The sequence below is a fragment of the Caldimonas manganoxidans ATCC BAA-369 genome, from assembly GCF_000381125.1.
GTDB lineage: Bacteria > Pseudomonadota > Gammaproteobacteria > Burkholderiales > Burkholderiaceae_C > Caldimonas > Caldimonas manganoxidans.
The window spans coordinates 1-11,546 of record NZ_KB905979.1 but is presented as its reverse complement, the minus strand read 5'-3'; the positions used below and the strand labels follow the sequence as shown (position 1 = coordinate 11,546).

Below are 11,546 nucleotides of genomic sequence, written 5' to 3'. Positions count from 1 at the left end.
GAGCACCCGTTTCATGTGCTCAAGCGCCTGTGGGGCTTTGCCAAGGTGCGCTACCGAGGCCTGGCCAAGAACGCCAACCGCGCCTTCACGGCGCTGGCGATGGTCAACCTGTACATGGCCGCACGGCGCGTGCCGGCATTGGTGCGCCCGTAATGGGCCCATCATGGCCCGGGCGGGCGCCGAAGGGCCCGCCAGTAAGGCCCTCGAGGCCGTAGAACGCGCCAAAAACGCTCCGTTTCGCCCCGCGCAGGACAATCTCGCCGCGGCGCGGGGCTTGATCAGCGTTTCCCTAGAACCGCACGGTGCACGACCGCTGCGCCCTCCTTGCGACAGACGAGGAGGAACAGCCCCTGGGCCAAGCTCACCGCGACTCCTCTTGAGGCGAGCCATCGCCCGCCTGCTCGACGTTGAGCCAACGCATCGTCTCCTGCCACACCGTGGGGTGGAAGACCATGTGCACATGCGCCATGGCCTGCAAATGCCGGTTGTCTGCGCCCTCCAGCGTGGCCGTCGAAGCCGGAAAGACGATGTTGTCCGCATGCCCATAAAAGCAAGTGAACCGCTGATAGGTGGCCGGCGTTTCCTGCTGCGCCAGCGCCTTCAACCAGGCGCTGCCCAGACGCATCTGGCGGGTGTTGGTGCTCAACCCCCAGCGTCCCAACCAAGTGCCATGATGCGGTGTGCCGATCGTGATCACCCGATGCACCCGCGACAGCGCCCCGCGCCGCACCAACCAAGCCCGCACCGCCAAGCCCCCCATGCTGTGACACACCACCACCGGCGGCAAGCCCGTGGCCGACTCCAGCCGTCCCACCGCGGCCTCGATCAGGTCGACATACGCCTCGATCGATCCAAACACCGGCTCCAGATTCACCGCCACGAACGCATGGCCCTGCCGCCTCAGCTCGCGCAGCCACGGAGTCCACAAGCCCCGGTTGCACACGAAACCGTGCACCAGCACCACTCCACGCCGCCCTGATGCGCCCTCCAGCCGATCCGGAACGACATGCCAGCGAAACGGCTGGTACCAGCAAAACACCACGGGCGCCGTCCGCACCTCGCCCCACCAGGCACGCAACAGCTGAGCGGCCGTCGCACGCGGGGCCGGATCAGGTCCATGCAGGCATGCCACCAGCACGAACTCCAGCGCCATCAACACCCCATAGCCCGCCACGACGATCACGGCGCCCAACGGCATCCACGCCGGTCGCCCCAGAGCCCCGGCCACGACGGCCCACCCCAGCACGACGCTCACCAAGCCCCATGTCAGCCCCTGCTGCATGCGGGCCAACCGGCTGTGCCTCACCATGCCGCTCACCGGCCGCGCCAGCTCAGGCCAGCACCGGGGTGCGCCCGGTCAGCTGCGTGGCCAAACCCGTGGCCAGCCGATTCGCAAACCCATAGACCGACAACTGCGGATTGGCGCCGATGCTGGTCGGAAAAATCGATCCGTCGATCACACTGAGATTCTCGAGTTGCCAATGCCGGCCGTCGGGTCGAACCACCCCTTGCGCGGCACGCGCCGCCATCGCGCAGCCCCCCATCACGTGGGCGCTCACGACCTTCGTGAGCAAAGGCTTCATCGGCAAGGTCTGCAGCGCCTGCTGCGCCTGTGGCCACGTGCGATACGGCCGGGCCATCTCATGCACCGGCATCACCTCCAAAGCGCCAGCGGCGAACTGGATCTGCGCCATGCTCAACAACGCCCGCCGGGCGCCGTCCATCACGAAGTCATTGAGCGGATAGTCCAGCACCGCAGAGCCGTCCCTCCGCAGCGTCACACGCCCCCCGGGCGAATCCGGATGGAAGCCGTCGCGCAGCAGCGCCAGCAACGCGTGGGTATGGGCAAACTGGGCCAGCAATTCGGCTTGCGCGCATCCAAAGCCCGACAGCGTCGTGGCAAAGATCACCGGATGCAACGGCGGCGCCTCGATCTTGTAGCCCATGGGGCCATCGATCGGGTGCAACTCCAAAAAATGGTCCGTGTAGATCGTCTGCGGTGCCCCTTGCCAACCCTCCACCCGCTGCTCGAAACGAGCCGCCGAAATCACCACCGGATGCAAGAAGGTGCGGCGCCCCAGCACCCCATGCGGATCCGGCGCTTTCGAGCGCAGCAACAACGCCGGCGAATTGATCGCACCGCCGGCCACCACATAGTGCCGGGCTCGGATGCGCGTGGCAGGCCGGTCTGGCGCCACATCACCATTGGCTTGGACCGGCACACACAGCAAGCCCAAGACCCGTTCCCCATCGTGCTCCAGACGCTGCGCACGGGTTTCCACCAGCAAACGGGCCCCCTGCTCCAGCGCCGCGGGAATCGTGGTCACCAACATCGACTGCTTGGCATTGGTCGGACAGCCCAGACCACAAGAGCCCAGGTTCCAGCAGCCCTTGACATTGCGCAAAATCGCCGGGGCGGCCATCCCCAGGCGCACCGCCCCGCGACGCAGCAAGTCATTGTTCTCGTTGGGCGGCACCAGCCAGTCACCGATGTGCAAGCGCCGCTCGGCCTGCGCAAACCAAGGGCTCATCGCCGATGGGTCCAGATCGTGCAAACCCAAACGCTCCTGCCAGTAAGCCAAAGTGGCCTTCGGGGTACGGAACGAACTCGTCCAATTCACCGTCGTGGATCCCCCCACACAACGCCCTTGCAGGATGTTGATGGCTTGGTCCGCCGTCTTGCGCGCCGCGCTCTCCTGATACAGCTGCGTGTACGCCTCGCTTTCGAGCTGGTGGAAGTCGCGGCTGCTGCGCAGCGGCCCCTCCTCGACGATCACCACATCCAGCCCCACTTGCGTCAACAGCTCGGCCGTGATGCCTGCGCCGGCTCCACTGCCCACGATCACCACATCGCAATCCATGCGCTCCGGAGGCCGCGCATGCGCGCCGCCCATCACACGCCACCCTCTCGACAGCCCCTGCGCCACAGGGTCAGGAAGCCGACTCATCGCGATTCCTCCTCACAGATCGGCCGGCCCGGGATAGCCCAACAGCGGCCACTGTGCCGGGTCCGAGAAATACGTGGCATTGATCATGTCTCGCAGCGCGTGATAGGTCTGACGACGCAGCACCCATGCAGACTGCCGCATCTGCTCCAGACCGGCCTGCACCTGCGCCAACGATGCACGGTCCCAGTCCTGCGCCAATCCCACCAGCCAGCGCCGCCCCGGCGGCAAGGCCATCAGGCCCAGCAACTGGCCCAGTTCCGCACGGGTGGCCGCAGGCAAGCCGGCGGCAAAGCCCTGCAGCCGGGCGATCAGCCCCTCCAAGACGCGGGCTCGCGCGGCATCCTCTTCAGGCAAGGTGCAGGCGAGCACGGCCTCGCACAGGCGCACCAGCACCCGCCGCGCCCCCGGCGTGAACTGCCCATCGGCCCAACCCGGCCGCCACCACCACAGCCCCGCCCCCAGACTCCCCAGCACCAAGGCCGAGCCCAGGCCCACACGAAGAAAAGTCCGTCTTTGCATCGGCGCCAGTGTGGCACCGACCCGGCGCCGTGGCCTAGAGGTCCTTCACTAACCACGATGCGCGCAACTGCCGAGGCCGCCTGCCTCGGCGACCTGCAACGCGCCCTCCACGCCGGCTTGCACGCCTTGCGCGGCATCGATGCACGCGCGCCGTCGCTGAACGAGCGCTTGTCGGCCCTCCCGGCTGTCGCATGGGCGACAAGTCCAGATCGAGCGAACGACCGTGCGTTAGTGCAATTACCGTTGGCATGGCGCGACCAGCCCCCAAGAATCAGGACCATGTCCTAGACCTGGAGTCATCGTGTCTGCCGTATCCATTGCGCTCGAGACCAAGCCCTGGCTGAAACACTATCCCCCCGGCGTGCCGGCCGAGGTCGATGTCGACGTCTATCAGTCGCTGCCCGAGCTGCTGGAGGAGTCTTTCCGCAAGCATGCCTCCCGGCGCGCGGCCATGTGCATGGACGTGGCCATCACCTACCGCGACATCGACGAGATGTCCGCTGCGCTGGGCGCGTGGCTGCAATCCAAGGGCCTGCAACGCGGCGACCGGGTCGCTTTGATGATGCCCAACGTGCTGCAGTACACCGTGGCCATCGCCGCCGTGCTGCGCGCAGGCTTTGCCGTGGTCAACGTCAACCCGCTGTACACGCCCCGCGAACTCGAACACCAGCTCAAGGATTCCGGCGCCAAAGCCATCGTCATCCTTGAAAACTTTGCGCACACCTTGCAAGAGGTCATCGACCGCACCCCCGTGCAGCATGTCGTGTTGGCCGCCATGGGTGACATGCTCGGATTCTGGAAAGGGCGGCTCGTCAACTTCGTCGTGCGCCACGTGCGCAAGATGGTGCCCGAGTTCAAGCTGCCGATCGATCAAGGGCGCACGGTCACCCGTTTCAACATGGCCCTGGCCGAAGGCCAGCGCATGAGCCTGCACCGCCCCCCCATGACGCCCAGCGACGTCGCATTTCTTCAATACACCGGCGGCACCACTGGCGTCTCCAAAGGAGCCACGCTCACCCATCGCAATGTGATCGCCAACATCTTGCAGACCGAGGCCTGGTTCAAGCCCATGCTCGACAAACTCGGCGACAAACCCCTCACCGTCGTCTGCGCGCTGCCGCTTTATCACATCTTTGCGCTCACGATCTGCTACATGATGGGCGCCCGCCTCGGGTCGATGAACCTGCTCATCCCCAATCCACGAGACATCCCCGGTTTCATCAAAACGCTGCAAAAGCACCGGGTCAACATGTTCCCGGCCGTCAACACCTTGTTCAACGCATTGGCCAACGACCCCGAATTCGCGCGTCTGGACTTCTCAGAATTGGTGGTCAGCAACGGCGGCGGCATGGCCGTCCAGCAGGCCACGGCGGAAAAGTGGCTCAAGATCACCGGCTGCCCCGTCGTCGAAGGCTATGGCCTGTCCGAGACCTCCCCCGTGGCCACCAGCAACCGTCTGGACCTCCACGAATTCACCGGGACCATTGGCCTGCCCATCCCGTCCACCGACATCGTCATCCGCGATGACGATGGCCGGGATCTGCCGTTTGGCCAACCCGGCGAGATCTGCATCCGCGGCCCACAAGTCATGGCCGGCTACTGGAACCGTCCAGACGAAACCGCCAAGGTCATGACCGCCGACGGCTTCTTCCGCTCGGGCGACATTGGGGTCATGGACGAGCGCGGCTACGTCAAGATCGTCGATCGGAAGAAGGACATGATCCTGGTCTCAGGCTTCAACGTCTATCCCAACGAGATCGAGCAGGTCGTCAACCTGCATCCGGGCGTGCTCGAGTGCGCTGCCGTCGGTGTGCCCGATGCCAAATCCGGCGAAGCCGTCAAACTCTTCGTCATCAAGAAGGATCCCACCCTCGTCGAAGAAGACTTGATCGAATACTGCAAACAAAACTTCACCGCCTACAAGCGTCCGAAGTACATCGAGTTCCGCGACGATCTGCCCAAGTCCAACGTCGGCAAAATCCTCCGCCGCGAGCTGCGCGGTTGAATCACCGTCCAGGACATGGGGCCACTTCCTGACGACATCCAGCTGTTCGAACGCGGCTGGTTGTCGTCAAACAACATCCTGCTGCTCGACGATGAATCCGGCGACGCGATCCTCATCGACACTGGCTATGGCAGCCACGCCGACCAAACCCTTGCCTTGGTCGAACAAGCGCTCAAGGGCCGGCGCCTTCGCAGCATCGTCAACACCCATTTGCATTCCGACCATTGCGGCGGCAATGCCCTCCTCAGCGCGCGGCATCATGCCCCGATCTACGTGCCCTGCGCCGACTACCCGGCCGCCCGCGACTGGGATCCACAACGCCTGAGCTTTCAAGTCACCGGTCAACGCTGTGAGCGATTCCTGCCGCACGGCGCACTCAAACCGGGCGACACCCTATGCCATGGCCGACGCCGCTGGGAGGTGATCGCCGCACCGGGCCATGATCCCCATGCCTTGATGTTTTTCGATGCGCAGGACGGCCTGTTGATTTCGGCCGATGCGCTGTGGGAAAACGGCTTTGGCGTGGTCTTTCCCGAGCTCGTCGGCGAGCCCGGTTTCGACGATGTGCGCGCCACGCTCGGCCTGATCCGACGCCTGGATGCACGCCGCGTTCTTCCCGGCCACGGCGCCATCTTCGACGATGTCGACGCCGCCATAGACCGCGCGCTGGCCAAACTGGCCGCCTTCGAAGCCGACCCGATCCGTCACGCCTGGCACGCCGCCAAAGTGCTGGTGAAGTTCCACCTGCTCGAGGTCCGTCGCCAGACCTGGCCCGACTTACTCGCCTGGCTCGATGCCACGCCTTACCTCCGGCTGCTCCATCAGCGGTACTTCTCCGAGCAAGCCTGGTCGGCCTGGCAAGTATCCGTCGTGGAAGCCCTGTGCACCTCGGGCGCACTGCGACGCGACGGCCAAACGATCGTCGATGTCTGAAGGGGCGAGAGCCGCTCCAATTCGAGGGGTGGTTAGGAGATTGGTGGTTAAAAAGACGAACCCCCACCGCCTTTGTTGGGGGTGGGGGTTGAGGGGATGTAGCCTGACGATGACCTACTTTCACACGGGAAGACCGCACTATCATCGGCGCTGAGGCGTTTCACTGTCCTGTTCGGGATGGGAAGGAGTGGGACCACCTCGCTATGGTCGTCAGGCGTAACTGGTTGCCGGGCTGAGGCTGGAGTTGTGGGGACTCAGCCTGGCGCATTCGTAGAGTCGCTGCCTGTTTTTTTGCGGGACAGGCGATCAGCGGGATTTGATTGCGTGCACTGTGGGGTCACAACGGGACTGACTCTTGTCCTTGGGGTTCGTTGGGGAACATCAAGGTTATAGGGTCAAGCCGCACGGGCAATTAGTACTGGTTAGCTTAACGCATTGCTGCGCTTCCACACCCAGCCTATCAACGTCCTGGTCTCGAACGACCCTTCAGGGGGCTCAAGGCCCCGGCAAGACTCATCTTGGGACGAGTTTCCCGCTTAGATGCTTTCAGCGGTTATCTCTTCCGCACTTAGCTACCCGGCGATGCCACTGGCGTGACAACCGGTACACCAGAGGTGCGTCCACTCCGGTCCTCTCGTACTAGGAGCAGGCTCCCTCAATCTTGCAGCGCCCACGGAAGATAGGGACCAAACTGTCTCACGACGTTTTAAACCCAGCTCACGTACCTCTTTAAATGGCGAACAGCCATACCCTTGGGACCGGCTACAGCCCCAGGATGAGATGAGCCGACATCGAGGTGCCAAACACCGCCGTCGATATGAACTCTTGGGCGGTATCAGCCTGTTATCCCCAGAGTACCTTTTATCCGTTGAGCGATGGCCCTTCCATACAGAACCACCGGATCACTTAGTCCTACTTTCGTACCTGCTCGACTTGTCAGTCTCGCAGTCAAGCACGCTTTTGCCTATGCACTATCAGCACGATTTCCGACCGTGCCTAGCGTACCTTCGAGCTCCTCCGTTACGCTTTGGGAGGAGACCGCCCCAGTCAAACTGCCCACCATGCACTGTCCCCGACCCCGATTCAGGGGCCTAGGTTAGAACCTCAAACACACCAGGGTGGTATTTCAACGTCGGCTCCACGGCACCTGGCGGCACCGCTTCAAAGCCTCCCACCTATCCTACACAGATCTGTTCAAAGTCCAATACAAAGCTACAGTAAAGGTTCATGGGGTCTTTCCGTCTTTCCGCGGGGAGATTGCATCATCACAAACATTTCAACTTCGCTGAGTCTCTGGAGGAGACAGTGTGGCCATCGTTACGCCATTCGTGCAGGTCGGAACTTACCCGACAAGGAATTTCGCTACCTTAGGACCGTTATAGTTACGGCCGCCGTTTACTGGGACTTCGATCAAGAGCTTGCACCCCATCACTTAATCTTCCAGCACCGGGCAGGCGTCACACCCTATACGTCGACTTTCGTCTTTGCAGAGTGCTGTGTTTTTATTAAACAGTCGCAGCCACCGATTCTCTGCGACCCCTTTGGGCTCCGTCTGTACAACTTCACCTACTCAGGGCACACCTTCTTCCGAAGTTACGGTGTCAATTTGCCGAGTTCCTTCTCCAGAGTTCTCTCAAGCGCCTGAGAATACTCATCACGCGCACCAGTGTCGGTTTGCGGTACGGTCGTCTGTAGCTGGAGCTTAGTGGCTTTTCCTGGAAGCAGGGTATCACTCGCTTCGGCGGCAAGCCGCCTCGTCATCACGCCTCATCTCAGACCCCCGGATTTGCCTAAGGGCCACGACTACACGCTTAAACCGGGACATCCAACACCCGGCCGAGCTAACCTTCTCCGTCCCCACATCGCACTACAGATCGGTACAGGAATATTGACCTGTTTCCCATCAGCTACGCATCTCTGCCTCGCCTTAGGGGCCGACTCACCCTACGCCGATGAACGTTGCGTAGGAAACCTTGCGCTTACGGCGAGGGGGCTTTTCACCCCCTTTAACGCTACTCATGTCAGCATTCGCACTTCTGATACCTCCAGCAGCCCTCACGAGCCACCTTCACAGGCTTACAGAACGCTCTCCTACCATCGTGTTGCCACGATCCGCAGCTTCGGTAACTGGCTTAGCCCCGTTACATCTTCCGCGCAGGACGACTCGATCAGTGAGCTATTACGCTTTCTTTAAATGATGGCTGCTTCTAAGCCAACATCCTGACTGTTTTAGCCTTCCCACTTCGTTTCCCACTTAGCCAATTTTGGGGACCTTAGCTGGCGGTCTGGGTTGTTTCCCTCTCGTGTCCGGACGTTAGCACCCGGTGCACTGTCTCCCAAGCTCTACTCATCGGTATTCGGAGTTTGCATAGGTTTGGTAAGTCGCCATGACCCCCTAGCCTAAACAGTGCTCTACCCCCGATGGTAATACTTGAGGCACTACCTAAATAGTTTTCGGAGAGAACCAGCTATTTCCAGGTTTGTTTAGCCTTTCACCCCTATCCACAGCTCATCCGCTACTTTTGCAACAGTAGTCGGTTCGGACCTCCAGCACCTGTTACGGTACCTTCATCCTGGCCATGGATAGATCACCTGGTTTCGGGTCTACACCCAGCGACTCAATCGCCCTGTTCGGACTCGGTTTCCCTGCGCCTCCCCTACTCGGTTAAGCTCGCCACTGAATGTAAGTCGCTGACCCATTATACAAAAGGTACGCCGTCACCCCTTGCGAGGCTCCGACTTTTTGTATGCATGCGGTTTCAGGATCTATTTCACTCCCCTCCCGGGGTTCTTTTCGCCTTTCCCTCACGGTACTGGTTCACTATCGGTCGATTACGAGTATTTAGCCTTGGAGGATGGTCCCCCCATCTTCAGACAGGATTCCACGTGTCCCGCCCTACTTGTCGCACGCCTAGTTCCACCACCCACTTTTCTCATACGGGGCTATCACCCACTATGGCCGGCCTTTCCAGACCGTTCTGATAAGTCGATGGCTAAATCGTGCAGGCTCCTCCGATTTCGCTCGCCACTACTTTCGGAATCTCGGTTGATTTCTTTTCCTCGAGCTACTTAGATGTTTCAGTTCGCTCGGTTCGCCTCGTTGACCTATGTATTCAGTCAACGATACCCTTGCGGGTGGGTTTCCCCATTCGGACATCTCCGGATCACAGCTCATTTGCCAGCTCCCCGAAGCTTTTCGCAGGCTATCACGTCCTTCATCGCCTGTAATCGCCAAGGCATCCACCACATGCACTTCGTCACTTGACCCTATAACGTTGACGTCCACCTCAGTGTCCGCCGTCAAGGACGCACCGATCTTGCGATCGGCTTCATGAGTATGTCGCGTTGTGCCGTCCTTCAAGCTTTGAATCTCTTCAAGCTGAAGTCTGGTGACGCAATCAAATGTCGTTGCTGGACCCAGCGCCTTCAGGCGCCTCCAGCAACAACGCTGATTCGACTCTACGAATTGTTAAAGAACAACAGCCGATTCTTCTTCGAATCGCTCATGCCAACCCCCTTCAAGGGCGCTGGCATGAGCGCTCGAGCACCCCTCCCAGCAGGGAGGCGGTGGTGGACGGTGGTGGAGGATGACGGGTTCGAACCGACGACCCCCTGCTTGCAAAGCAGGTGCTCTCCCAGCTGAGCTAATCCCCCGTCGCACGCCAACGCGCGCTGGTGGGTCTGGTTGGATTCGAACCAACGACCCCCGCCTTATCAAGACGGTGCTCTAACCGACTGAGCTACAGACCCCCGCGTTGTCCTTGCGTGAACCGCAGGGCCTGCCTGGACGGCGCCGCTCATGTGCGCTCGGCCATCGCGCCGGCTCACGTTCCACTCACTGTTGCTTCTCAACAGCTACAGCCGATAAGTGTGGGCGCCTGACTCGAAATGCCTCTTTTCTCTGTGTACGCCAGGCTTGCTGAAGCTTCGAGCCGCTTGCGCAGCCCCATCCTCAGTGCCTCGGCTCATCCAGAAAGGAGGTGATCCAGCCGCACCTTCCGATACGGCTACCTTGTTACGACTTCACCCCAGTCACGAACCCTGCCGTGGTAAGCGCCCTCCTTGCGGTTAGGCTACCCACTTCTGGCAGAACCCGCTCCCATGGTGTGACGGGCGGTGTGTACAAGACCCGGGAACGTATTCACCGCGACATGCTGATCCGCGATTACTAGCGATTCCGACTTCACGCAGTCGAGTTGCAGACTGCGATCCGGACTACGACCGGTTTTCTGGGATTGGCTCCCCCTCGCGGGTTGGCAGCCCTCTGTACCGGCCATTGTATGACGTGTGTAGCCCTACCCATAAGGGCCATGAGGACCTGACGTCATCCCCACCTTCCTCCGGTTTGTCACCGGCAGTCCCATTAGAGTGCCCTTTCGTAGCAACTAATGGCAAGGGTTGCGCTCGTTGCGGGACTTAACCCAACATCTCACGACACGAGCTGACGACGGCCATGCAGCACCTGTGTCCAGGCTCTCTTTCGAGCACCCCCACATCTCTGCAGGGTTCCTGGCATGTCAAGGGTAGGTAAGGTTTTTCGCGTTGCATCGAATTAAACCACATCATCCACCGCTTGTGCGGGTCCCCGTCAATTCCTTTGAGTTTCAACCTTGCGGCCGTACTCCCCAGGCGGTCAACTTCACGCGTTAGCTTCGTTACTGAGGAAATGAATCCCCAACAACCAGTTGACATCGTTTAGGGCGTGGACTACCAGGGTATCTAATCCTGTTTGCTCCCCACGCTTTCGTGCATGAGCGTCAGTGCAGGCCCAGGGGACTGCCTTCGCCATCGGTGTTCCTCCGCATATCTACGCATTTCACTGCTACACGCGGAATTCCATCCCCCTCTGCCGCACTCTAGCCGTGCAGTCACAAATGCAGTTCCCAGGTTAAGCCCGGGGATTTCACATCTGTCTTGCACAACCGCCTGCGCACGCTTTACGCCCAGTAATTCCGATTAACGCTCGCACCCTACGTATTACCGCGGCTGCTGGCACGTAGTTAGCCGGTGCTTATTCTTCAGGTACCGTCATCACTCCGAGGTATTAGCCCAGAGCTTTTCTTCCCTGACAAAAGCGGTTTACAACCCGAAGGCCTTCTTCCCGCACGCGGCATGGCTGGATCAGGCTTGCGCCCATTGTC

At 60.9% G+C, this 11,546-nt stretch carries 6 protein-coding genes, 2 tRNA genes and 3 rRNA genes; 3 read left to right on the top strand and 8 right to left on the bottom strand.

Annotation, left to right across the window (positions count from 1 at the left end; genetic code table 11):
• Positions 1 to 153: transposase (locus F615_RS20085; protein WP_156824670.1), on the top strand; the 153-nt coding region annotated here is incomplete at its 5' end.
• 208 nt (positions 154 to 361) lie between these two features.
• Here F615_RS20085 and F615_RS0116395 read toward each other — a convergent pair.
• Genes F615_RS0116395 through F615_RS0116385 form a run of 3 tightly spaced genes read right to left on the bottom strand, consistent with a single transcriptional unit; the run spans position 362 to position 3,467 of the window.
• Positions 362 to 1,309, bottom strand: coding sequence for an esterase/lipase family protein (locus tag F615_RS0116395; RefSeq protein ID WP_019562246.1), 948 nt, complete (start codon positions 1,307 to 1,309; stop codon positions 362 to 364).
• 22 nt (positions 1,310 to 1,331) lie between these two features.
• Positions 1,332 to 2,948 carry a GMC family oxidoreductase gene (locus tag F615_RS0116390; RefSeq protein ID WP_026330395.1) on the bottom strand — a complete coding sequence of 539 codons (1,617 nt, stop codon included), beginning with the start codon at positions 2,946 to 2,948 and terminating at the stop codon, positions 1,332 to 1,334.
• A gap of 12 nt (positions 2,949 to 2,960) precedes the next feature.
• Positions 2,961 to 3,467: a hypothetical protein gene (locus tag F615_RS0116385; RefSeq protein ID WP_026330394.1), complete on the bottom strand. Its 507-nt coding sequence runs from the start codon at positions 3,465 to 3,467 to the stop codon at positions 2,961 to 2,963.
• A gap of 301 nt (positions 3,468 to 3,768) precedes the next feature.
• Between F615_RS0116385 and F615_RS0116380 the strand changes: the two genes are divergently transcribed.
• Positions 3,769 to 5,472, top strand: a complete 1,704-nt coding sequence (locus tag F615_RS0116380; protein ID WP_019562243.1) for a long-chain-fatty-acid--CoA ligase — start codon at positions 3,769 to 3,771, stop codon at positions 5,470 to 5,472.
• Positions 5,473 to 5,487: 15 nt separating this feature from the next.
• On the top strand, positions 5,488 to 6,405 hold the full coding sequence (locus tag F615_RS0116375; protein WP_019562242.1) for an MBL fold metallo-hydrolase: 918 nt from the start codon (positions 5,488 to 5,490) through the stop codon (positions 6,403 to 6,405).
• A 101-nt stretch (positions 6,406 to 6,506) separates the two neighbouring features.
• Here the strand turns inward: F615_RS0116375 and rrf are convergent.
• From rrf to F615_RS0116350, 5 genes are all read right to left on the bottom strand, one after another.
• Positions 6,507 to 6,620, bottom strand: a 5S ribosomal RNA gene (rrf, locus tag F615_RS0116370).
• A 176-nt stretch (positions 6,621 to 6,796) separates the two neighbouring features.
• Positions 6,797 to 9,672: ribosomal RNA gene (locus F615_RS0116365) — 23S ribosomal RNA — on the bottom strand.
• A gap of 311 nt (positions 9,673 to 9,983) precedes the next feature.
• Positions 9,984 to 10,059 (bottom strand) — tRNA-Ala (locus F615_RS0116360).
• 19 nt (positions 10,060 to 10,078) lie between these two features.
• Positions 10,079 to 10,155: transfer RNA gene (locus F615_RS0116355), tRNA-Ile, on the bottom strand.
• Between the two features lie 223 nt (positions 10,156 to 10,378).
• Positions 10,379 to 11,546: ribosomal RNA gene (locus tag F615_RS0116350) — 16S ribosomal RNA — on the bottom strand; the annotation flags it as partial.

Excerpts from the sequence above, each read along its gene's own strand:
- F615_RS0116395 (WP_019562246.1), bottom strand. The coding sequence starts at position 1,309 with ATGGTGAGGCACAGCCGGTTGGCCCGCATGCAGCAGGGGCTGACATGG.
- F615_RS0116390 (WP_026330395.1), bottom strand. The coding sequence starts at position 2,948 with ATGAGTCGGCTTCCTGACCCTGTGGCGCAGGGGCTGTCGAGAGGGTGG.
- F615_RS0116385 (WP_026330394.1), bottom strand. The coding sequence starts at position 3,467 with ATGCAAAGACGGACTTTTCTTCGTGTGGGCCTGGGCTCGGCCTTGGTG.
- F615_RS0116375 (WP_019562242.1), top strand. The coding sequence starts at position 5,488 with ATGGGGCCACTTCCTGACGACATCCAGCTGTTCGAACGCGGCTGGTTG.